The organism is Actinomadura luzonensis (assembly GCF_022664455.2).
Lineage (GTDB): Bacteria > Actinomycetota > Actinomycetes > Streptosporangiales > Streptosporangiaceae > Nonomuraea > Nonomuraea luzonensis.
Window position 1 is genome coordinate 5562416 of record NZ_JAKRKC020000001.1, and the last position, 22271, is coordinate 5584686.

At 75.0% G+C, this 22271-nt stretch carries 20 protein-coding genes; 4 read left to right on the top strand and 16 right to left on the bottom strand.

What is annotated here, in order from left to right; all coding sequences use genetic code 11:
* Positions 1-5: 5 nt before the first annotated feature.
* From MF672_RS26400 to MF672_RS26415, 4 genes are read right to left on the bottom strand one after another with little or no spacing between them, the layout of a single operon-like run.
* On the bottom strand, positions 6-980 hold the full coding sequence (locus MF672_RS26400; RefSeq protein ID WP_242380630.1) for an asparaginase: 975 nt from the start codon (positions 978-980) through the stop codon (positions 6-8).
* Positions 955-1800 carry an amino acid ABC transporter permease gene (locus MF672_RS26405; protein ID WP_242380632.1) on the bottom strand — a complete coding sequence of 282 codons (846 nt, stop codon included), beginning with the start codon at positions 1798-1800 and terminating at the stop codon, positions 955-957. The genes MF672_RS26400 and MF672_RS26405 overlap by 26 nt, the downstream gene beginning before the upstream one ends.
* Entirely contained in the window at positions 1797-2441 is a 645-nt protein-coding gene (locus MF672_RS26410; RefSeq protein WP_242380634.1) for an amino acid ABC transporter permease, read from the bottom strand. The genes MF672_RS26405 and MF672_RS26410 overlap by 4 nt, the downstream gene beginning before the upstream one ends.
* The gene (locus tag MF672_RS26415) at positions 2441-3358 is read right to left on the bottom strand and encodes a glutamate ABC transporter substrate-binding protein (protein WP_242380637.1); all 918 of its coding nucleotides are present in this window, start codon (positions 3356-3358) and stop codon (positions 2441-2443) included. The genes MF672_RS26410 and MF672_RS26415 overlap by 1 nt, the downstream gene beginning before the upstream one ends.
* A gap of 106 nt (positions 3359-3464) precedes the next feature.
* On the opposite strand from MF672_RS26415, the gene MF672_RS26420 reads away from it, so the two are divergent.
* Entirely contained in the window at positions 3465-4610 is a 1146-nt protein-coding gene (locus MF672_RS26420; RefSeq protein WP_242380638.1) for an ROK family transcriptional regulator, read from the top strand.
* Here the strand turns inward: MF672_RS26420 and MF672_RS26425 are convergent.
* The 3 genes from MF672_RS26425 to MF672_RS26435 are packed head-to-tail and all read right to left on the bottom strand — an operon-like array spanning position 4607 to position 7400.
* Complete coding sequence (locus MF672_RS26425) at positions 4607-5602, bottom strand: hypothetical protein (RefSeq protein ID WP_242380640.1); 996 nt, start codon at positions 5600-5602, stop codon at positions 4607-4609. The genes MF672_RS26420 and MF672_RS26425 overlap by 4 nt on opposite strands.
* Before the next feature lie 23 nt (positions 5603-5625).
* Positions 5626-6714, bottom strand: coding sequence for a mandelate racemase/muconate lactonizing enzyme family protein (locus MF672_RS26430; RefSeq protein ID WP_242380642.1), 1089 nt, complete (start codon positions 6712-6714; stop codon positions 5626-5628).
* Positions 6711-7400 carry a GntR family transcriptional regulator gene (locus tag MF672_RS26435; protein ID WP_242380644.1) on the bottom strand — a complete coding sequence of 230 codons (690 nt, stop codon included), beginning with the start codon at positions 7398-7400 and terminating at the stop codon, positions 6711-6713. Before MF672_RS26435 ends, MF672_RS26430 begins: the two co-directional genes overlap by 4 nt.
* Here MF672_RS26435 and MF672_RS26440 point away from each other — a divergent pair.
* Together MF672_RS26440 and MF672_RS26445 are read left to right on the top strand one after the other, a co-directional pair.
* The gene (locus MF672_RS26440) at positions 7399-8628 is read left to right on the top strand and encodes an MFS transporter (protein ID WP_242380646.1); all 1230 of its coding nucleotides are present in this window, start codon (positions 7399-7401) and stop codon (positions 8626-8628) included. The genes MF672_RS26435 and MF672_RS26440 overlap by 2 nt on opposite strands.
* A 98-nt stretch (positions 8629-8726) precedes the next feature.
* The gene (locus MF672_RS26445; protein ID WP_242380648.1) at positions 8727-8966 is read left to right on the top strand and encodes a hypothetical protein; all 240 of its coding nucleotides are present in this window, start codon (positions 8727-8729) and stop codon (positions 8964-8966) included.
* A 4-nt stretch (positions 8967-8970) separates the two neighbouring features.
* Here the strand turns inward: MF672_RS26445 and MF672_RS26450 are convergent, their stop codons facing one another.
* The 4 genes from MF672_RS26450 to MF672_RS26465 all read right to left on the bottom strand — a co-directional run bounded on the left by MF672_RS26450 (position 8971) and on the right by MF672_RS26465 (position 12868).
* Complete coding sequence (locus tag MF672_RS26450; RefSeq protein WP_242380650.1) at positions 8971-9624, bottom strand: class I SAM-dependent methyltransferase; 654 nt, start codon at positions 9622-9624, stop codon at positions 8971-8973.
* 12 nt (positions 9625-9636) lie between these two features.
* Entirely contained in the window at positions 9637-10641 is a 1005-nt protein-coding gene (locus tag MF672_RS26455) for an enolase C-terminal domain-like protein (protein WP_242380652.1), read from the bottom strand.
* Positions 10642-10652: 11 nt separating this feature from the next.
* Positions 10653-12035: an MFS transporter gene (locus MF672_RS26460; RefSeq protein WP_242380654.1), complete on the bottom strand. Its 1383-nt coding sequence runs from the start codon at positions 12033-12035 to the stop codon at positions 10653-10655.
* A gap of 77 nt (positions 12036-12112) precedes the next feature.
* A complete protein-coding gene (locus MF672_RS26465; protein ID WP_242380656.1) occupies positions 12113-12868 on the bottom strand; it encodes a TetR/AcrR family transcriptional regulator C-terminal domain-containing protein in 756 nt (251 codons plus the stop codon).
* Between the two features lie 99 nt (positions 12869-12967).
* On the opposite strand from MF672_RS26465, the gene MF672_RS26470 reads away from it, so the two are divergent.
* Positions 12968-14413 carry a DHA2 family efflux MFS transporter permease subunit gene (locus tag MF672_RS26470; protein ID WP_242380658.1) on the top strand — a complete coding sequence of 482 codons (1446 nt, stop codon included), beginning with the start codon at positions 12968-12970 and terminating at the stop codon, positions 14411-14413.
* A gap of 19 nt (positions 14414-14432) precedes the next feature.
* Here MF672_RS26470 and MF672_RS26475 read toward each other — a convergent pair whose 3' ends face one another.
* Genes MF672_RS26475 through MF672_RS26495 form a run of 5 tightly spaced genes read right to left on the bottom strand, consistent with a single transcriptional unit; the run spans position 14433 to position 22246 of the window.
* Positions 14433-15617 (bottom strand): VWA domain-containing protein, encoded by a 1185-nt coding sequence (locus MF672_RS26475; protein ID WP_242380661.1) that lies wholly within the window; start codon positions 15615-15617, stop codon positions 14433-14435.
* Positions 15614-18127, bottom strand: coding sequence for a DUF5682 family protein (locus tag MF672_RS26480; protein ID WP_247815445.1), 2514 nt, complete (start codon positions 18125-18127; stop codon positions 15614-15616). Before MF672_RS26480 ends, MF672_RS26475 begins: the two co-directional genes overlap by 4 nt.
* Positions 18124-19188: an ATP-binding protein gene (locus tag MF672_RS26485; protein WP_242380664.1), complete on the bottom strand. Its 1065-nt coding sequence runs from the start codon at positions 19186-19188 to the stop codon at positions 18124-18126. The genes MF672_RS26480 and MF672_RS26485 overlap by 4 nt, the downstream gene beginning before the upstream one ends.
* Positions 19185-20576: a DUF5691 domain-containing protein gene (locus tag MF672_RS26490; protein ID WP_242380667.1), complete on the bottom strand. Its 1392-nt coding sequence runs from the start codon at positions 20574-20576 to the stop codon at positions 19185-19187. Before MF672_RS26490 ends, MF672_RS26485 begins: the two co-directional genes overlap by 4 nt.
* Entirely contained in the window at positions 20573-22246 is a 1674-nt protein-coding gene (locus MF672_RS26495) for an SWIM zinc finger family protein (protein WP_247815446.1), read from the bottom strand. Before MF672_RS26495 ends, MF672_RS26490 begins: the two co-directional genes overlap by 4 nt.
* Positions 22247-22271: the final 25 nt, after the last annotated feature.

Sequence of the window (22271 nt, forward strand, 5' to 3'; positions counted from 1 at the left end):
TTGTGTCATGCTGTCAAACTGCCGCCCACCACGATCCGGCCCACCGGGGCGCCGCCGCCCAGGACCGGGACCTGCTCGAACGCCTCCGCCCCCGACACGTCGCAGCCCATGCGCCGCAGCACCGCGAGGGCGATGGCCGTGGTGGCGCGGGGGCTGCCGTCGATGACCTTGACGGCGGCCGCGTGGCCCGAGGCCAGGGCGGCGACCAGGACGCCCTCGGCGCCGCCCTTGACGACGGAGCCCGGCAGGGCGCGCATGAGGTCGGTGTTCTGGTGGCCGGTGCCGCCGACGTACTCGGGGTGCTCGCGCATGGCGTCGGCGACGAGGCGCGGGGCGCTGCCGGGCGCGGCGAGGACCAGGGACCGGACGGCGCGGGCCAGGCCGGTCAGGGAGAGGCCGAACAGGGGGGCGCCGCAGCCGTCCACGGCGACGTGAGTGGCCTGCTCGCCCGCCAGGTCCTCGGTGACGGCGCGGACGCGGCGCTGGAGGGGGTGGTCCGGGGAGAGGTAGGAGTCCACCGGCCAGGCGGAGACGGCGGCGGCGGCGAGCATGGCGGCGTGCTTGCCGGAGCAGTTCATGCGCTCGCGGGACTCCCCTGAGCCCTCCCTGATGAGCCGTTCCATGGTCGGGCGGTCCTCCGGCCAGGACGGCGGGCAGCGCAGCGCGCCGGCGTCGAGGCCGTGCTCGGCGAGGAGGTCGCGGACGAGCCGGACGTGGAAGTCCTCGCCGGTGTGGCTGCCGGCGGCGATCGCCAGCCGGGGCCCGGCCAGCGGGGCGCCCGCCTCCAGGCAGGCCAGGGCCTGGAACGGCTTGCCGGACGAGCGCGGCAGCACCGGCGACTCCGGCCGGCCGAGCGTCACCTCCGCCCGTCCGGACGGGTCCAGGCCGACGGCGCTGCCGTAGTGGACGCTCTCGACGAAGTCCGAGCGGATGACCTCCGCCAGCACGGCGAGATCAGGCGGCGGCACGTGCGGTCCCACGCGGGGTCCTCCTCGCGGATGCGGTGCGCTGGCGCGCCTCAAGGACGCGGGCCAGCTTGGACAGCGACGCGTTGACCACCAGGTAGATCAGCGCGACGACCAGGTACGTCTGGATGAGCAGGGTGTTGTAGGCGGCCAGCACCTTGCCGCTGTAGAGCAGCTCGCCGTAGCTGACGACGAAGCCGAGCGAGGTGTCCTTGAGCAGCCCGACCGACTGGCTGACCAGCGACGGCAGCACCCGTCGGGCCGCCTGCGGCAGCACGATCAGCCGCATCGCCCGCCACCGGGTCAGTCCGACGGCGAGGCCGGCCTCCATCTGGCCGCGCTCGACGGAGTTGATGCCGGCCCGGAAGATCTCCGCGTACGCCGCCGCGTTGGACACGGTCAGCGGCACCACCAGCTTCCAGAACAGCGGCAGGTCGAGCCCGTAGCGCGGCAGCGCGAACAGCACCACGTACACCAGCAGCAGCGCCGGGATCACCCGGACCACCTCGACGTAACCGGCGGCCGGGCGGCGCACCCACGGCGACGGCGAGAGCCGGCCGAGCGCGAGGGCGACGCCGAGCGCCATGGACAGCGCCGCCGCGACGACCGCGGCCTGGAAGGTGGACCACAGCCCGGTCAGCAGGTACCGCCACATCGGCCAGGTCGTGTACGGCTGCCAGCGCACGGCGTCGAGCTGGCCGTTCGCGGCGAACTGCCGGACGGCGAGGGCGGCCAGGGCGATCGCGGCCAGCGCGCCGAGCACGGTCGCCAGGCGGATGCGGCGCCGCGCGCGCGGCCCGGGCTCGTCGAACAGGACGGTGGCGGCGCCGCTCATCGCAGGATCACCAGCCGTCGTTCGAGCCGGCCCGTGACGAAGCCGGCGACGGCGGCGATCAGCCCGTACGCCACGCCCGCTCCCACGAAGATCGGGATCGGCTGGGCCTCGATCAGGTTCACCCGCTGCGCGGCCGCCGTCAGGTCCACGACGCCGACGGCGGCGGCGAGCGCGGTGTTCATGGCGGTGGCGATGAAGATGTTGCCGATCGGCTGCACGACGGTGCGCAGCGCCTGCGGCAGCACGACGTGCCGCAGCGACTGGCCGAACGTCAGCCCGATCGCCCGCGCCGCCTCGCCCTGCCCCTTGGCCACCGAGTTCACGCCGGAGCGCAGCGCCTCGGCGATGTAGGCGGCCTCGTAGCAGGCGATCACCACGATGGCCGTCACCAGCGGCTCGGCCTTGACGCCGATCTCGGGCAGGCCGAAGAAGGCCAGCACGAGCAGCACCAGCAGCGGCAGGTTCTGCAGCGCCTCGACGTAGGCGGTGCCGAGGGCGCGCAGCACCTGCACGGGGGCCACCCGCATGGCGCAGACCAGGACGCCCAGCACCACCGCGCCCGCGAAGGACGCGGCGGTGAGCTGGAGCGTCACGATCAGGCCCTGCCACAGCTCGGGCAGGTGATCGAGGATGACGGACATCAGGACCCCGGCACGCTGCCGATCCGCGGCGGCGCCGGGGCGTCGCCGGTCACCACGGTGCCGATGGAGCTCTTCCAGATCTCCTGCCAGGCGCCGGCGTCCTGCATCTTCTTGAGCCAGCCGTTGACGAACGTCTTGAACTGGTCGTCGCCGTGCTTGAGCCCGATGCCGTACGGGTCGCTGGTGAACGGCTTGGTGACGATCTCGATCGACGGGTCCTTCTGGGCGTCGGCGATGAGGATCGTCTCGTCCTGCACGTAGGCGACCCCGCGGTCCTGCTTGAGCGCCTGCACGCACTCGGGGTCGCTGCCGAACGTGATGATCTCGGCCTGCGGCGCCAGCTTCTTGATCGCCGGGATGGCGGGGGTGTTCGCGCCGGCCAGCACCTTCTTGCCATTGAGGTCCTCGGGCTTGGTGATGCCGGTCGTGCCCTTCTTGACGGCGATCGTCAGGCCGGAGGTGTAGTACGGCCCGGCGAACGCCACCTGCTTCGCCCGCTCCTCGGTGATCGTGTACGTCTGGAAGACGACGTCCACGGTGCCGTTGGCGAGCAGCGCCTCGCGGGTCTCCGACGCCGAGTTGACGATCTTCACCTTCGGCTCGCCCAGGATGTACTTCGCCAGGGCCTTGCCCATCGCGGCGTCGAAGCCCTCGACCTCGCCGGTCACCGGGTTCTGCTGCGAGAGCAGGGGCGCGTCGAGCGAGCCGCCCACGAGGAGCTCGCCGCGCTGCTTGATCTTCTCCATGGTCGAGCCGGGCAGGAGGTCGGCCGCGGCCGCGACCGGCGCCTTGGCCAGTACGTCGGTCTTCGGCTGGGTGCTCTCCCCGGGCACTCCCGGCACGGCGGGGCTGCTCGACTCGCCACAGGCCGCCAGCCCTAACAGGGCGACGGCGATAACGGCGACAAACCTCTTCATGAACGGTCACTTCCTTCGATTTCGAAGATAAGCGGGACCGTAGTGGGAGATTTCGGAGCAAGTCAATACGTTGTCGGCGGAAGTCGTGCCATGGTAGGTATCTCACATGAACCAGCGGCTGCCCGTGCAGGGGGCACACGGCGACCTGCTGCGACTCGTCGCCACCGGCAAGGCCGAGTCGCGCGCCGACCTGGCCCGCTTATCCGGCCTGGCCGCCTCCAGCGTGTCGCTGCGGGTGGAGGAGCTCATCGACGCCGGGCTCATCGCCGAGGAGGGGTCGGGCACCTCGCGCGGCGGGCGGCGCCCGCGCCGGCTGCGGCTGTCCCCCGGGGCGGGCGTGCTGGCCGTCGCCGACCTCGGCGCCCACCACGTGCGGCTCGGGCTGGTGGACCTCAGCGGCGCGCCCCTCGTCATCGAGGAGCGGCCCTGCGAGATCGCCGACGGCCCGCAGGCCACGCTCGACCGCATGGCCGACGCCTTCGACGAGCTGCTGGCCGAGCACGTGCCGCGGTCGGTGCCGCTGCGCGGCGTCGGCACCGGCATCCCCGGGCCGGTGGACCCGGCCACGCTGCGCGTCGTCACGCCGTCGCGCATGCCCGGCTGGAACGGCTTCCCCGTCGCCGAGCACCTGGCCGCCCGCTACGACCTGCCCATCCTCGTCGAGAACGACGCCAACCTGATGGCCGCCGGCGAGGCCCGCTGGTGGCCCGACCACGAGAACCTCATGGTCGTCAAGGCCGGCACCGGCATAGGGTGCGGCGTGATCGTCAACGGCCGGCTGCACCGCGGGCGCGGCGCGGCCGGCGACATCAGCCACGTGCGCGTCCGCTCCGACTCCTCGGTGATCTGCGCCTGCGGGCATCCTGACTGCCTGGAGGCGTACGCCAGCGGGGCCGCGCTCATGTCGGCGCTGGCCGAGGCCGGGATCGCGGTGGAGCGGCCGGCCGACATCGTGGGGCTGGTGCACGACGCCGTCCCCGAGGCGACCAGCCTGGTCCGCAACGCCGGGCGCAGGATCGGCGAGGTGCTGACCGTGCTGGTGAACTTCTTCAACCCGGACGTGGTGGCCGTGGGCGGCAGCCTGTCGGCCGCCGAACCGCTGATCACCTCGATCCGCGCGGCGGTGTGGGAGCGCTGCCTGCCGCTCGCCACCCGCGACCTGGAGATCGCCGCGGCCCGGGCCGGCCGGGACGCGGCGCTGCTCGGCGCGGGCTCCCTCCTGCTGGAGGCCGCCCTCGGCGCCCCGGCCTAGCCGGCCGGCGCCTCGGCCGGGACGACGGCCTCGACGCCGTCGTCCCAGCGCCAGGGCACGTGGTGGCCGTGCAGGCGCACGCCGCCGATCCAGCGGTCGATGCCGTTGAGCGCGACCCGGTCGGCCCGGCCCGCCAGCACCTCCGCGCCGGCCTCGGTGAGGCGCAGGCCGGTGCGCCACGTCACGGGGCCGCCGGGCGGGCCGAGGGCGAGGAGCGGCCGCGGCCCGCGCGCCAGCTCCGCCATCCGGCTGAAGTACGTGAGGTCGCCCATGAACGGCCGCGTCTCGCGCGCCGCGGCCCGCTGGAAGGCCGTCCCGGCGTCGTCCGCGCCGCCCGCGACGGCGGCCAGCACCCGCCGCTCGGTCAGCGACAGCCCGTCCCGGACGGCCGGGTACTCGCGGCCGAGCCGGTCGAACGCCTCCCCGAGGAAGCGCAGCTCCCCCAGCCGGGAGGCCGCGACGCCGGCCAGCCCCTCCGGGGTGGGCGCGCGGAAGGCCGCCCACGCGCGGGTGGCCAGCTCCAGCGCCTCCGGGGTCAGCCGGACGGCGGCGGCGGTGTCCGGCAGCTCGCGGAGCTGCGCGGCGGTGAGCTGGCCGAGGCCGCCGAAGCGGGCGAAGCCGGGGTACTCGCCGATGCAGATCAGGGTGACGCGTTCCGGAGGCACGCCCAGCTCGGCCAGGCGGGCCAGGATCTGGACGATCTGGAGCTGGTCGTACAGGTCGGCCTCGAACCACAGCACGTACGCGCCGTCGCGGCCCTCCTCCACCGCCCGGTCACGCTCGCCGAAGTCGCGCAGCACCGCCTCGCGTTCCGCGTGCTCGTACGCCGCGAGGAAGCCGGCCCTGACCAGGCGCAGCTCGTCGGGCGGCGCGTCGGGCACCGGGCCCTCGTGCAGGATGTCGCGCCAGTACACGACGCGGCGGGCCAGCCCGGTGCCCGGCACGTCGGTGGCGTCGCCGTTGCTGAGGTGCAGTGCCTCCCGCTGCTCCATGTCCGGGCCTCCTCGCCTCGACGTCAGGCTACGCGCAGGTCCTCCAGCGTGTCGCGGTCCCACGCGATGCCGAGGCCGGGGACGTCAGGGGCGACGGCGTGGCCGTCCTCGATGGCCAGCTCGGCCCGGGTGACGGCGCGGAGCTGCGGGATGTGCTCCACGTACGCGCCGGCCGGCACCGCCGCCACCAAACTGACGTGCAGCTCCATGAGGAAGTGCGGGCACACCGCCACGTTGAACGCCTCCGCCAGGTGGGCGATCTTCAGCCACGGAGTGATGCGGCCCACGCGGGCCACGTCCGCCTGGACGACCGAGGCCGCGCCGCGCGCCAGGTAGTCGCGGAACTGGCCGACGGAGTACATGGACTCCCCCACGGCCACCGGGATCGTGGTGGAGCGGGCCAGCTCGCGGTGGCCCTGCACGTCGTCGGCGGGCAGCGGCTCCTCGAAGAAGTACACGTCGTACGGCTCCAGCAGCCGCGCCCGCCGCCGCGCCTCGGCGTAGGTCATGGACTGGTTGGCGTCCACCATGATGTCCAGCCCGGGGCCGGCTGCGGCGCGGACGGCGGCCACGCGCTCGGCGTCCTCCTCGGCCCGGGGGCGGCCGATCTTGAGCTTGACGCCGCGCAGCCCGGCGTCCCTGGCCGCCAGCGCGCCCCGGACCAGCTCGTCCGCGGGCAGGTGCAGCCAGCCGCCCTCGGTGTCGTACACGGGGACGACCTGCCGGAAGCCGCCGGCCAGGCGCCACAGCGGCTCGCCGGCGCGCAGGCAGCGCAGGTCCCACAGGGCGGTGTCCACGGCGGCGAGGGCCAGCGAGGTGATCGCGCCGACCGTGGTGGCGCGGGTGGCGGCGAACAGCTCGCGCCAGACGCCCTCCACCTCGCGGGCGTCGCGGCCGGGCAGCAGCGGCAGCAGGTGGTCGCGGAGCATCGACAGCACCGCCCGGCCGCCGGTGCCGATCGTGTACGAGTAGCCGGTCCCGGCCAGGCCGTCGTCGGTGCGCAGCTCGACCAGGACGGTCTCCTGCTTGACGAACGCCTGCACGGCGTCGGTCCGCACGGTCTCCACGGGCAGGTCGGCGAGGAAGGCGTCGGCGGCGACGATCTTCGTCATGGTGTCGGTGGTCCAATCCTGAGGAACCGGTCGCGGGCGGCGGCCAGGTGCTCGCGCATCGCCGACTCGGCGGCGGCGGCGTCGCCGTCGGCGATGGCCGCGCCGACGCGGTGATGCTCGGCCAGGGTGGGCTCGCCGCTGCGCCGGCCCTCGTACTCGAGGCGGAACAGGTGCAGGTGGGCGTGGGTGCGCCGGAGCGCGTCGCGGACGGCGGGGCTGCCGGACAGCTCGGCCACCAGGTCGTGGAAGCGGGCGTCGTGGGCGGCGATGCCGTGGTAGTCCTCGTAGCGGGTGCCGGGCGGGGCCTGCGGGAGGCTCGCCAGCTCGGCGCGCAGCCGCCCGGCGGTCTCGGGGGTCACCGTCTCGGCGGCCCGGCCGGCCGCCCACGGCTCCAGCAGCAGCCGCAGCCGGTAGAGGTCGGCCACCTGGTCGCGGGTGAGCAGGGGGGCGACGGAGTAGCCGCGCAGCGCCTCCTTGGTCAGCAGGCCCTCCGACTCCAGCGCCGCCAGCACCTCGCGGACCGGCGTCTGGGAGACGTCGAGGAGCCGGGCCACGGCGTAGATGTTGACGCGGCTGCCGGGTTCGAGGTCGCCGTTCATGATCAGGCTCTTCACCCGTTCGTGCACGTCCTCGGTCAGCACGCTGCGCCGGGCCGTCGCCACCTGCCCTTTCAGGCGGTTCTCCATGTCGCTGGGCACCCTGGCCACCACCCTCCGGAGGAATCGCGCGGTCCGCGGCCGCCTCCGCTGGTACATGATCAGCTTCGTCTTCGCCGGGCTCGTCATCAACTATCTCGACCGGGCCGGCCTGGGCGTGGCGCTGCCGTTCATGGGCGAGACGTTCCGGCTGTCCAAGACGCAAGAGGGCATGATCCTCGCCGCGTTCTTCTGGTCGTACGACTTCTGCCAGCTCGCCGCCGGCTGGTTCGTGGACCGCCACGGCCCGCGCAAGACCTTCACCTTCGCCGCCGTCTGGTGGTCGATCTTCACCTCGCTGACCGCGGCGGCGAGCAGCTTCGCCACCCTGTTCGGGGTGCGGCTGCTGCTCGGCGTCGGCGAGAGCCCGGCCGCCACGACCAGCGCCAAGGTCGTCGGCCGGTGGTTCCCGCGGCACGAGCGGGCCCTCGCCACCGGCATCTGGGACTCCGGCTCGCGGGGGGCCTTCGGCTGGTGGCGGACCTACCGCGACCCGCAGGAACACCCGCGCGTCAGCGAGGAGGAGCTGGCCTACCTGCGCGAGGGCGGCGCCCGCTGGGAGGGCGACGCCGGCGACGAGCGGACGCGCTGGCGGGACCTGTTCCGCCACCGCACGATCTGGGCGATGATGCTGGGCTTCTTCTGCCTCAACATGGTCGTGTACTTCTTCCTCACCTTCTTCCCGACCTACCTGGTCGAGGAGCGGGGCTTCAGCCTGCTCAAGCTGGGGCTGTTCGGGGCGTTGCCGGGGCTGGTCGCCATCGGCGGCGAGTGGCTGGGCGGCTGGCTCGCCGACCGGCGCATCGCGAGGGGCGAGTCCGTGACGCGGGTGCGCAAGACGTTCATCGCCGGCGGCTTCCTGGTCTCGACGGTGATCGGGGTGGCCGTGTGGGTGCCCGCGGCGTGGATGGCGCTGGCGCTGCTGTCGGTGGCGTACGCGGGCTCGACGTTCGCCGCGGCCAACATCTGGTCGCTGCCCGCCGACGTGGCGCCGTCCGACCGGCAGGTGGCCTCGATCGGCGGCATCCAGAACTTCGCCTCGAACTTCGCCGGGATCATCGGGCCGATCATGGTGGGCTACCTGGTGGACGTGACGTCGTCGTTCACCGTGCCGCTGATGGTGATCGCGGCGGTGGCGCTGCTGGGGGCGTTCACGTACGCGGTGGTGCTGAAGCGGGTGGAGCCCATCGGGGCTCCGCCGGCCGCCGCCGGAAGGTAAAGAACCGGCCGGGCGCTGTGGCGGACGGCGGGGGCGCCGGGCGGGGCGTGATGTCCTGGACAGCGTTCCCGCCTGTCATCTGCCGACCGGAGGCCGTCATGCCGTACCGCCGCGCCTGCCTGCTCACCGCCGCCGCCGTCGCGTTCACCCTGCCGGCCGTGCCGGCGTCGCCCGCCGCCGCGGCCCGGGTCTCCGGCGACGGGCCGGTGGGGTACGCGCACGGCATCCGGAACGCGCTGATCTCCGCCGGGCGCCGGTTCCACGGGGTCCCGGACATCCTGACGGGCGCGCTGACGAGCAGCCTCAACCTGCACAAGGGCGGCCTGCCCCTCCTGTGAGGGCTCAGCCCGGCGGGCGGTGGAAGGTGGCGCGCCAGCGGTGGCGGCCGCCGTCGCGCAGGTCCTCGACGCGGCCCCGCTCCAGCCCGCCGCTCGCGAACGCGGCGATCTCGGCGGGGGTCAGCGGCCACGGCGGCGCGGGCGCCGGCCCGCCCTCCTCCCGGCCCGACGCGATCACCAGCAGCGTGCCGCCGGGCGCGACGAAGCCGGCGACCGCCTCGGCCGCGGCGGCGTGCAGCGGCTCGGGCAGCGCCTGCACGGTCATGATCTCCACCACCAGGTCGTACGCCCGCCGCCACTCCCCGGGAGGGGCCAGCAGGTCGGCCGTCCCGTAACGCACCCGGCTGCCGGGGAAGCGCTCGCGCGCCAGCCGCACCGCCGACGCGCTCACGTCGAAGGCGACGGTGTCGTACCCGAGCCCGGCCACGTACTCGGCGTCGTCGCCGAGCCCGGCCCCGACCACCAGCGCCCGCCCGGCGCCGCTCGCGTGCTCCTCCCCCCACTCGGTGAGCAGGGGGTGCGGCGAGCGCGAGTCCCAGGGCACGACCGCCGCTCCCGAGGCCGACTCGGCGTACAGCCGCTCGAACCATCCCACCGGGTCGCCGGCCGCCAGTGACTCGCCCGCCAGCCGGATCGCGTCCGCGTCTCTGCTGTCCATCAGGTAGGCACCCTACGCGTGGAAGGACTCCCTGGCCATCCGACGCAGCCGGCTCTCGTCGATGTCGTGGCCGAGCCCCGACTGGGTCAGCGGGACGGCGATGACGCCCGCGTCTGCCCCCACGATCGGGGTGACGATCTGGTTCTGGCGGGGCGGCTGCGTGACGTCGCAGGGCAGCGTGCAGCCGGGCAGGCTGGCGACGGCGACCGTGGCCGCGCGGGCCAGGCCCGCCCCCTGGCCGCCCGCGCACTGGATGTCCCAGCCGGCCGCGGCCGCCCGGTCGTGGGCGCGGCGGGCCTCCGACAGCGACGGGAACGAGGTGGGCCGCAGCAGCAGCACCCGCGCCGCCCGCACGGTGAGGTAGTCGTCCAGCTCGGCGGTGGAGGCGACCTCGACCGCCACCGAGGCCGACACCTCGTCCTGGAGCGCGGCGTGCGCGTAGACGTCGCCGGCGGCGAAGGGCCGCTCGATGACCTCCAGGCCGTAGGAGTCGAGGGCGACGAGCTGGCCCTGGTCGGTGTAGGCGTTGCCGCAGTCGACGGCGAGCGTCAGCGCCGGGTACGCGGCCCGCACCGCCCGCACCGGCTCGACGTCCCAGCCGGGCCGCACGTCGAGCGTGACGTGCCCGTAGCCGGCGCAGACCTGCTGGTTGACCCGGCTGACCAGGCTCTCCGGCGACGGGTCGGGCGACAGCCGGACGGTCGCCGTGAGCGAGGTGCGGGTGCCGCCGATCGCCTCGGCGAGCGGCACGCCGCGCATCTTGGTCCACAGGTCCCAGCAGGCCATGTCGACGGCCGGGTCGCCGCTCGGCACGGCGTCCGGGTGCTCCCAGTCGACGCCGATGAGCAGGGCGGCCAGCGTCTCCTCCAGCCTCGACCAGCTCTTGGGCGGCGGGCAGGGCGCTTCGCCCCACCCGGTCATGCCGCCGTGGTCGGTGAGCTTCACGAGCAGGGTCTCCGACCTCCTGCCGAACGGCAGGACCAGCCGGAACACCTCAAGCTCCCGCACTCGCGGCATGTACCCCCCTTTTATGGCGCGGTTCCCTCCATAGTGCCTGCTGTCCGGGGCCTGACCAAACGGGGGGCCAGCGCGAACGCCAGGACGGCCAGCGCGACGGTGGTGAGCAGCCCGGTCGCGTAGCTCTCGCCGGTGGCGGTGAACAGGGCTCCGCTGACCGCCACGGCGACCACGGTGAAGACCGACTCGCCGACGCCGACGGCCGCGCTGTTCTGGCCTTCCTCGCCCGGCGCGGACATCTCCAGCACCAGGACGGAGACCGTCGGGTGCAGCATGCCGATGCCGAGCCCGGCGATCGCCATGGCCACGTGCGCGAGCGCCAGCGGCACCGCGTCCACCAGCACGAGCGTCACGAGCGCGAGGCCGGTCGCGAGCATGCCGGCCCCGCCGCGGACGGCGAGCAGGTTGCTGATGCGGCCGCGGCCCTTGAGCCAGGAGCCGGTGGACCAGCCGAGCGCGCCGATCGTCAGGACCAGGCCGGCGCCGGTGGCGCTGAGCCCGCGCTCGTTGATGAGCATGAGGGGGATGAGCACCTGGGCGGCGGTGAGTGAGCCGAACGCCAGGCCGCGCAGCAGGGGCGCGCTGGGCAGGCCGGGCGCGGCCCGCAGCGAGCCGCGCAGCAGCAGCTTCGGCAGGGCCACGGCGAGCAGCACGACCCCGGCGCCGAGCAGCGGCAGTCCGGTCAGCCCGAGGGCGCTGCCGTACTGGATGAGCGCGGCGGCGACGGCGGTCACCCCTGCCCAGACGAGCTTGCGGCCGAGGCCGGGGGCCGGCTCGGCGGCGGTGCCCGCGCCGAGATCGCGGCCGGCGGTGCCGCGCCAGAGCAGCAGCGCCGACGGGACGACGATGAGCGAGACGCCGAGGAAGATCCACCGCCAGTCGGCGTTCTCCACCACGAACCCGGCGATCGCCGGCCCCACCATCGACGGCACCACCCAGGCGGCCGAGAACAGCGCGAACACCTTGGGATGCAGCGCGCCAGGGTACACGCGGGCGACCAGCACGTACAGGGCGACCTGGGTGGCCCCGGCGCCGAGCCCCTGCACGAACCGGCCGGTCACGAACACCTCCATGTTCGGCGCCAGGCCCGCCAGCAGCAGCCCGGCCACGAAGGTCACCACCCCGGCCGAGATCGGTTCGAGCGGCCCCCGCCGGTCGCTCCACCGCCCGCCCAGCACGGTCGCGATCACGCTGGCCGCCAGGGTGGCGCTGAAGGCCAGGTTGTACAGGTGCATGCCGTTCAGCTCGCGCGCCACCACCGGCATGGCGGTGGCGACCGCCATCGCCTCGAACGCCAGCAGGGTCACGATCGCCACGAGCCCGAAACTCAGCGCCCGGTAGGGAGCCGACACCACGCCGGTCCTCGCCGGCGCCTCCACAACAGTCGTCGTCATGGCGTTCACGCTAGGGCGGGGCGCGGGCCGGCACATCGGGCGCAGGGCCTAGGCGGCTCTCGGCACATGGTCCTAGATCAGCGCTCTTGCGGTCGCCCGGGCATGCGGGCCTCGATGCCGTCGAGCATCAGCTCCAGGCCGTACAGGAACCGGTCCTCGCCGTCGTCGGCGACCAGCTCGTCGATGTGCCGGTGCAGGTGGGGGAAGACCGAGTCGGGCAACGAGCGGTAATAGGCGGCGATCTGGCCGGCGAACCGCTCGAAGTACTCCTGCGGGTCGCTCAGCCCGGCGGCCCGCATCCGCGCCCAGTGCAGGGAGCCCTCGTAGGCGTCGCCGACGAGGTAGAGCGAGAGGCGGTCCATCGCCAGGGACGCCTCCCTGGGCGGCATGCCGGCCTCGATGAGCAGCCCGTAGACGAACTCACCGGCGCGCACGGAGTTCTGGCCCGTGGGGATGGTGGCGAGGGCCGCGCGGGCGACGTCGGCGTGGCCGCGCAGCACGCGGTGCACCTCCAGGCAGTACGCGCGAAGCTGCTCCTTCCACCGGGACGGGTCCCGCTCGGGCGGCAGGTGGATCTCGCCGAGCACCCGGTCGTAGATCAGCTCCAGCAGCTCCTCCTTGTTCGCGACGTGCGCGTACAGGGACGCCGGGCCCGTGTCGAGCTCCTGGGCGACGCGGCGCATGCTGAGCGCGTCGAAGCCCTCGGCGTCCAGGATGCGCAGCCCGGCCTCGATGATGAGGTCCTGGCTGAGCTGCCGCTTGGGCTGCGGCTGCCGTCGCGACTTGCGCCAGGGCGGCGTGGGCAGGTCGTCGGTCGTCCTCGTCGGGTCCATACGAACACTGTATTTGACACGAACGATGTTCGCCACTACAACAGTGTTCGTAACGAACAACGTTCGTCGCAAGAACAACGTTCCTCTAAGGAGATTCCGATGACCGTCACCGCCCCCGAGGCGACGGGCGAGACCCAGGGCTACCGGTGGCGCTGGATCGCGCTCTTCGTGATCCTCGCCGCCGAGGTCATGGACCTGCTCGACGCGCTCGTCACCGCCATCGCCGCCCCCACCATCCAGCGCGACCTGGGCGGCTCCGACAGCGTCGTGCAGTGGCTCGGTGCCGGCTACACCCTCGCCATGGCCGTCGGCCTGATCACCGGCGGCCGGCTCGGCGACCTGTACGGCAAGAAGCGCATGTTCCTCATCGGCGCCCTCGGCTTCACCACCGCCTCACTGCTGTGCGGCGTCGCGGTCAGCCCCGAGATGCTGATCGCCAGCCGGGTGTTGCAGGGCCTGTTCGGCGCCGTGATGCTGCCGCAGGGGCTGGGGCTGATCAAGGAGATGTTCCCGCCGAGCGACATGGGCAAGGCGTTCGGCATGTTCGGGCCGGTCATGACGATCTCGTCGGTGGGCGGCCCGGTGCTGGCCGGCTGGCTCGTCGACGCCGACTTCTTCGGCACCGGCTGGCGCATGATCTTCCTGATCAACCTGCCGCTCGGCCTCGCCGCCGCCCTGGCCGGGATCCGCTTCCTGCCCGAGCACCGCGAGAGCGGCGCCACCCGGCTCGACCTCGGCGGCGTCGGCCTCGTCTCGCTCGCCGCGCTGCTGCTCACCTACCCGCTGATCCAGGGGCGCGAGCTGGGCTGGCCCTGGTGGACGTTCGCGTCCATGGCCGCCTCGGTCGTGGTCTTCGCCCTGTTCGGCCGGTACGAGTCCCGCCGCGCCGCGACCGGCCGCGACCCGCTGGTCACCCCCAGCCTGTTCCGCAAGCGCGCCTTCACCGGCGGGCTCGTCGCCGGCCTCGCCTTCTTCTCCGGCGTGATGGGCTTCGGCCTGGTCTTCAGCCTCTACGCCCAGAACGGCCTCGGCTTCACCCCGCTCCAGGCGGGCCTCGCCGGGCTGCCCCAGGCGATCGGCGGCGTCATCGGCTTCGGGCTGGCGATGTCCGGGCTGCAGGAACGGCTCGGCCGCGGGCTGCTGCAGATCGGCGCCGTCGTCATGGGGGCCGGCGCGGCCGTGCTCGCGCTCACCATCCACGTCGCCGGCACCGACGTCACCGCCTGGCAGCTCGCCCCCGGGCTCGGCCTCGCCGGCATCGGGATGGGGCTGGTCATGGCGCCGTTCTTCGACATCGTGCTGGCCGGCGTCGAGCCGCACGAGTCCGGCTCCGCGTCCGGCACCATGACCGCGGTGCAGCAGCTCGGCGGGGCGCTCGGCACCGCCGTGCTGGGCACGCTGTTCTTCAACCTGCTGGCCGCCGAGTGGGGCTTCGGGGCCTCCATGGAGGTGACGGTGTGGGTGGAGGTCGGGCTGCTGGCGCTGACGTTCGCGCTGTCGTACCTGATGCCGCGCCATGCCCGCCCCGAGCAGGCGGGCCACTGACCGGCGCCCGGCGCCGGCGTCAGGTTCCGGCGCCCAGGTTGCGCTCCGCCCACCGGCCGATGTCGCGCCGCTCGATCGCGGCCGCCATCAGGCCGGGGAAGGCGTCCGGGGTGCAGGCGAACGCCGGCACCCCCATGGCGGCCAGCGCCGCCGCGTTCTCGTGGTCGTAGAACGGCGCCCCCTCGTCGGACAGCGCCAGCAGCACGATCACCTGGACGCCGGCCTCCGTCATCGCCGCCACCCGGCGCAGCATCTCCTGCCGGACGCCGCCCTCGTACAGGTCGCTGATCAGGATGAAGATCGAGTCGGCCGGCCGCGAGATGAGGCCCTGGCAGTAGGCGATCGCCCGGTTGATGTCGGTGCCGCCGCCGAGCTGGGTGCCGAACAGCAGCTCCACCGGGTCGTGCAACTGCTCGGTGAGGTCCACCACGGCGGTGTCGAACACCACGAGCGACGTGCGCAGCGACCGCATCGAGGCCAGCACCGCCCCGAACACGCCCGAGTACACCACCGACGCCGCCATCGAACCGCTCTGGTCGACGCACAGCACCACCTCGCGCTGCACCGCCCGCCGGCGGCGGGCGTGACCGACCAGGCGGGACGGGACGACCGTGCTCCGGTCCGGCAGGTAGTTCTTGAGGTTCGCCCGGATCGTCCGGTCCCAGTCGATGTCGGACACCCGTTTCGGCCGGTGGGTGCGGGCCGAGCGGTCCAGCGCGCCCGTCACGGCCGCCCGCGTCCGCTGCGCCAGCCGGCGCTCCAGCTCCGCCACCACCGCGCGCACCACCGCCCGCGCCGACTCCCGGGCCTGGTCGGGCATCACCTTGTTGAGCGCGAGCAGGGTGCCGACCAGGTGCACGTCGGGCTCCACGGCCTCCAGCATCTCGGGCTCCAGGAGGAGCCGGGTGAGGTTGAGCCGCTCGATCGCGTCGCGCTGCATGACCTGGACGACCGTCGCGGGGAAGTACGCGCGGATGTCGCCCAGCCAGCGGGCCACGCGCGGCGCGGACGCCCCGAGGCCGCCCTCCCGCGCGGTGCCGCCCTCGCCGGTGCCGCCCCGGTCGTAGACGGCGGCCAGGGCGGCGTCCATGCGGGCGTCGTCGCCCTGCAGCCCGAAGCCGGTGCCGTCGGCGTCGCCACCGCCCAGCACCAGCCGCCAGCGGCGCATCCGCTCGTCAGCGGGCTCCCGATCCGCCTGACTCATCCCGCTCCCTCCCCCTCCATCGCCCGCCCGCCGCTCGAACCCGCCCGCCCGCCGCTCGAACCCGCCCGCCCGCCGCTCGGACCCGCCTGCCCGCCGCTCGGACCCGCCTGCCCGCCGTCCTCCGGGGCCGGGCCGTTCGGCTTGTCCGCCGCCCGGGGCGCGTCGCCGCCGCCTTCGGCCGTCCGGCCCAGGATGGACAGGACCGTGGCGACGGCGGCGACCGCCCGCCGGTCGTCCACCTCATCCCCGTCGTGCTGGTCATGGCCCTGGCCGCGCCGCCGGTCCGCCGCGCGCAGGCGGTCGCCGATCGAGCGGCGCTCCGGGGCGGCGAAGGCGCCGAACGTACGGCGCAGCAGCGGCAGCACGTCCGTGAACTGCTCGCCGGACAGGCCGGTGAGCCAGCCGTCCACCAGGCCGAGCAGCCGGGGGTCGTGCACCAGCAGCAGCCCGCCCCCGCCCAGGAACCCCTCCACCCACGAAGCCGCCCGCGCCGGGGCCTGCCCCCGCGACATCGCCCGCGACATGCGGCTCTCGGCGTCGTCGAGCTCGCCGCAGTCGAGCAGGATCCGGGTGAGCCGCCCTTCGATGAGCCCGTGCAGGTCGGGCCGGTCGCTGAGGTCGCGCAGGGTGGCGAGCCAGCGTTCGCGCTGCCGGCCGCCCTCGGCCGTCTCGGCGAGCAGCGCGACGGCCGCGTGCACCGCGTCCACGTGCTTGAGCAGGGCGGCGGCCGCGTCGTCGTCCAGGCCCGTCACGGCGACCGGCAGGCCGACCCGGACGCGGTCCAGCATCGACCGGACGATCACCGCCAGCCCTTCGGCCGGGGTGCCGCGCACGTCGCCGTACCGGTGGGCGCGCACCATCGCGGGCAGCGCCGCCATGAGGTGCGTGACGTCGGTGTCGAGCGCCGCCCGGGCCGAGAGCGCCGCCAGCACGCCGGGCAGCGCGGCCGGCAGGTCGGCCAGCAGGCACTGCTCCACCAGCGCCGTCAGCTCCGCCAGCGCGACCGGCGCGTACCCACCGGCGACGAGCCCCGCGTCGGCGGGGGTTCGCGCTCCTCCGGCGGCCAGGTCGCGGGCGCGGCGGGTGGCCGCGGCGGCCACCGTGGTGCCCAGCGCGGCGTGCTCGATGAGCGCGAGGTCGTGCTCCGGACGCCACTGGAGCGTCCACGTCTCACGGAACGTGCCCTTGCCGCGCGCCTGCCCGGGCGTGCCCCAGCCCACCTCCAGCAGCCGCAGCCGGTGCAGCAGGTGGCTGCGGTCGAGGTCGAGCGGCTTGCGCAGGTCGAGGTCGAGCTCCCGGTCCAGGGCCTCCGGACGCAGCCGCAGCCGCCGCTGCTGCTCGCGCAGGTCACGCTGGAGCGGCACCATCGGGGTGCCGTCGGTGACGCGGCCGAGCCGGTCGCCGACGACCAGCCGCCGCTGGATCAGCTCCACCGCCAGGTCGTCGCCCTCGCACAGGACGGCCCTCGCCGCCTCGGTGACCTCGCCCAGCCCCGCCAGGGGACGTCCGCGCAGCGCGGCCAGGCCGTGGGCGAGCCGTACGGACTCGATGACGTGCGCGGACGACACCGCCAGCCCCTCCTCGCGCAACACCCCGGCCGCCTCGGCCAGCCACCGCTCCACCGGGCGGTCGGGCGCGGTGAACAGGTGGTGGTACCAGCCCGGCGACGTGATGCCGGCGCCGTAGCCGCTCCAGGAGGCCAGCCGGCCGTACGTCCACGGCACCCAGGTCAGCTCCGCCTTCACCTTGGGCAGGCCGCGCAGCAGGGCGTTGTCGGACGCGGCGGGCGGCAGGGGACCGGCGAGCGCGGGCACGTGCCAGGCTCCGCAGACCACCGCGATCCTGGTGCGGCCCTGCTTGAGCGCGGCGCGGACGGTCTTGCGCATGTACGCCTCACGCCTGGCCTCCCGCTCGTCCGGGACGTGCCCTTCGCGCACGGCCGCCATGGCCTCGGCGATCACCTCGAACCACGGCGTCCGGTCGTCACGCGGACCATCGCCGGCGGCGCCCGTGTCAGCGGCGTCGGCGGCGCCTCGGTGCTCGACGACGTCCTCCCACCAGCGTTCCGGGTCGTCGTAGCCGGCGGCGGCGGCGAGCGCGCCGATGGGATCGGCGCGCCGCGACCCGGCGACGTCATCCGCGCCGCCGCCGTGGTCGTCGCCGGTGCCGGCGGGGGGTTCGGCCAGGGTGTGGGCGGCCGGCAGGTCGCAGAAGCGTACCGGGACGCCGGCCGCCACCCCGTACAGAAGGGCCTGCCACTCGGGCGAGAACCCGGCGAACGGCCAGAACGCGGCCCGCGCGGGCGCCCCCGGGACGTGGGCCAGCAGCGCGACCGGCGGTTCGAGCTCGGGCGCGAGCCGGATCAGGGCGTCGGCCTCGGGCGGCCCCTCGATGAGGATCGCGTCGGGACGCAGGCGTTCGAGCTCGGCCCGCACGGCCCGCGCCGAGCCCGGCCCGTGGTGCCGCACCCCGAGGACGGTCACGCGCGCGTCGCCCGGCGGGGTGGTCATGTGGCCTCGCGGCAGGCTCGGTAGAAGTCGCGCCAGTCGGGACGTTCGCGCACCACGGTCTCCAGGTACTCGCGCCACACCACCCGGTCCGAGACCGGCTCCTGCACCACGGCCCCGGCGATGCCGGCGGCGACGTCGGCCGGGCGCAGCACCCCGTCGCCGAAGTGCGCGGCCAGCGCGATGCCGCTGGTCAGCACGGAGATGGCCTCGGCCGTGGACAGGGTGCCGCTCGGCGACTTGAGCTTGGTGCGCCCGTCCTCGGTGACGCCCGCGCGCAGCTCGCGGAAGACGGTCACCACCCGCCGGATCTCCTGCAGCCCGGTCGTGGTCTCCGGCAGCTGCAGCGACCGGCCGAGCTGGGTGACGCGCCGGGCGACGATGTCGACCTCCTCCTCGGCGGTGGCCGGCACCGGCAGCACGACGGTGTTGAAGCGGCGGCGCAGCGCGCTGGACAGCTCGTTGACGCCGCGGTCGCGGTCGTTGGCGGTGGCGATGACGTTGAAGCCGCGTTCGGCCTGCACCTCGCGGTTGAGCTCGGGGATCGGCAGCGTCTTCTCCGACAGGACGGTGATCAGGGCGTCCTGGACGTCGGACGGCATCCGGGTCAGCTCCTCGACCCGGGCGATGCGGCCCTCCGCCATGGCCCGCATGACCGGGGACGGGGTGAGGGCGTCCATCGAGGGGCCCTCGGCCAGCAGCCGGGCGTAGTTCCAGCCGTACCGGACGGCCTCCTCGGCGGTGCCGGCCGTGCCCTGCACGAGCAGCGTCGAGTCGCCGCTGACGGCGGCGGCCAGGTGCTCCGACAGCCACGTCTTGGCGGTGCCGGGCACGCCGAGCAGCAGCAGCGCGCGGTCGGTCGCGAGCGTGGCGACGGCGACCTCGACGATGCGCCGGGGGCCGATGTACTTGGGGGTGACGCGGTCGCCGTCGCCCAGCACGTACGTGGTGACGGCCCACGGCGACAGCCGCCAGCCCGGCGGGCGGGGCCGGTCGTCGTCCTTGGCGAGGAGGTCGAGCTCCTCGGCGTACTGGTCTTCCGCGTGCGGGCGCAGAACGGTCATGGGTGCTCCTTCGTCGGTCTCATGACCGGGGCGCTGGGTGTCATCTGCGGCAACAACTCCTCGTGCATGTCGGCGCGGAACCGCAGCAGGGCCGCGACCTGCTGGATCGGCTCGGCCGGCGAATAGCTCTCGGCCAGCGGGAACAGCGCGGGGTCGATGTGCTCGCCGGCCAGCTTGACCAGCTCGCCGAGGTTCCACGGCTGGGTGGCGGCCACCTTGACGATCTTGTGCAGGACGGTGGTGGCCAGCTCCTCCTTCCACGGCGACGACACGCCGCCGAGGACCATGATGAGCTGGCTGTCGAGGTCGTGCCCGCGGGCGAAGCCGGCCGCCAGCTCCTGCTGCTCCTCCGGCGGCAACGACTCCAGCAGGTCGGCGATCGGGTCCCAGCCGAACATGGCCCGCGCCCACACCGGGTCGCGCTGCAGCACGGCGGCGCGCACCCAGGCGGTGCGCACGTCGGCGTCCCAGTCGGGGATGCGCATGGCGAGCAGCCGCTCCGGCGGGTGGCCCCACACCGCGAGCGGGGCGCGGGCGATGATCTGCTGGAGCCACCAGGCGCGCTCGCCGAGGCCGCGCGGCGGCTTCGGGCGGACGCCGTCGCGTTCCATGGCCCTGTCGCAGGCGCGCGGGGCCTCGATGACGATGAGGTCGCCCGCGACGGCGGCGCACCCGCGGACCCGCTCGGCCATGCGCCGGGCCAGGCGCGACTCCGGCAGGCGGGTGAGGAGGTTGGCGGCGGCCTGGCGCACCTCGCGGCGGCGGTCGTCCAGCGCCGACTCCAGGAACGGCTCGTCGTCCATGCTCAGGCCCTCGGACAGCAGCTCGACGAACTCCGCCCGGTCGTCCGGCGTCTCGCTCTCCCACGTGCTCTCCAGCAGCAGCCGGGCCCGGGCGGGGTCGGCCGCGCGGAGGGCGCGCAGGTGGGCGCGGCGGTCGGCGGGGCCGCCCAGCTCCCACGTCTCGCCCGTGGGCTCCTCCAGCAGGTACGCCCACGCCGGGTTGAGCCCCGCCAGCCACCTGCCGCGCTGCCCCGCCAGCACACCGAGGTGCACCCGGATGGAACGGTCGCGCCGGCCGCGTTCGAGCAGGTCGGGCAGCACGTACGGGGGCACCCGGCGACCCGTCGCCGCGGCGGCGGCCAGCCACTCGGGCAGCAGCCGCTCGTGCTCGCCGCCCAGGATGCGGGCCAGCCGGCCGGCTGCGGCGCGGGTGACCGCCGGGCGTTCCTCGCCGGGGGCCGGCTCCGGGGGCGCGACCGGGCCGGGACGCCGGCCGGCCCGCCGGCGCGCCACCTCGACGGCGGCGTCCTCCAGCAGCACGCCGGGGTACGGCCGCCGGTCGGTGCCGACGAGCGCGGCCGAGGCCAGCTCTTCCCAGGTGCTCACAGGATCACCGCCATGCCGTCGTCGTCCCAGGTGGTCAGGGGGCGGAGGCCCTGCGGCGTCCATTCGGCCGCCACGGTGAGCGGACGCCCGCCCGACACCGCGATCAGCCGCCAGGGGTCGCGGTGCCGGGGGTGCAGGGGCAGCCCGCCGATCGAGGCCCGCTCGGGGACGACGCCGGCCAGCACGAGCGGCCACGACTCCACCCACGGGTCCTCCCCCACGGCCCGGGCGATCTCCTCCAGCGCCTGCTCCGGCGGCATCCCGGGCGGCGGCCCCGCGCCGGGGACGCCGCCGTGCCGGACGGCGACCAGGGCCCGCAAGGGGGCGGCCCCGGGGTAGAAGGTCACCTCGGCGTCGATGGTGGTGCCCGTGACCAGGGACGCGTCCAGCGGCTGGCCCTGCGGCGCGAACGACAGCACCAGCGCCGGCCGGCCGGCGCGCCGCCCGCGCAGCCAGACCCGCCGGGCCGTCAGCCGGTCCTGGACCTCGTCGCGGCGGCCCAGGACGTCCCAGTGGTCGCGGAGGGCCGGGCCGGTCAGCACCTCCTCCCGGGTGACCGGGAACCCGGCGCGGACGAGGGCGGTCCGGGCGAGCGGCGGAGGCAGCTCGGCCCGGCGGCGGTAGGCGACGGCGAGCAGGTTGATCAGCGCGTACTCGGCCAGGAGCCGGCCCGGCCAGTCGTCGGCCGCGCGCACCTGCGCCAGCCGGGACACCAGCCCGGCGACGCCCGGCGCCTGGGCGTCGACGAGCCGCTTGGCGAGCCCGTCCCACTCGTGGGGGGCGGCGTGCGCGAGGCCCTGCCGCACCTGGTCGGCCAGCCACCGCTCCAGCTCCGCCAGCCCGGCGGCCACCCGCGCGTGCCGCACCGACTCCACCCCGGCACCGGCTGCTCGCCCCGGCCCGCTCCCCTGCGCACCGGAGCCGCCCCCGTCCGTGGGGCCGGCCCCGGCTGAAGGGCCGCCGACCACAGGGCCGCCACCCCCGGAGCCCGCCCGGCCACCGGCGTGCGCGGCCTCCTCGCCCTCCTCGGCGACGGTGGCGGGGGTGGCGGCGAAGACCCCCGGCGCAGCCGCGCCTGCGGGGGCGGCCCCCGAGGCGGAGGTGCCCGAGGGGCCGATGCCCGAGGGGCCGATGCCCGAGGGGCCGGTGGACGAGGGGCCGGTGGCCGAGGGGCCGGTGGCCGAGGGGCCGGTGGCCGAGGGGCCGGTGGCCGAGGGGCCGGTGGCCGAGGGGCCGGTGGCCGAGGGGCCGGTGGCCGAGGGGCCGGTGGCCGAGGGGGCGGTGGCCGAGGGGGCGGGGGCGCGGGCGGCGGCGAGGCGGGCTGCGGCCTTGGCGGCGCGTTCGGCGCGCCCCTCCATCCACTCCGCCGCCCACGACGGCACGACCTCCAGCTCGGGCACCCCGCCGTCGGCCCACAGCAGCAACAGCCCGAGCGCGTGCTTGCAGGGGAACTTCCGGCTCGGGCAGCTGCAGCGGTAGGCGGGCTCGCCCAGGTCGACGCAGGCCAGGTAGGGCTTGGCCCCGCTGCCCGCGCACTCGCCGTACAGCAGCGCGCCCGCGGTGCCGCGCACCGGCCATCGGGCGGGCGCGGCCACGCCCTGGGCGGCCTTGCGCGAGGACGCGTCGGGGGCGAGGGCGAGCACCTGATCACGGCTCCACCGTTCGATCACCTGCCGCAGACTAGCCACCCCGACC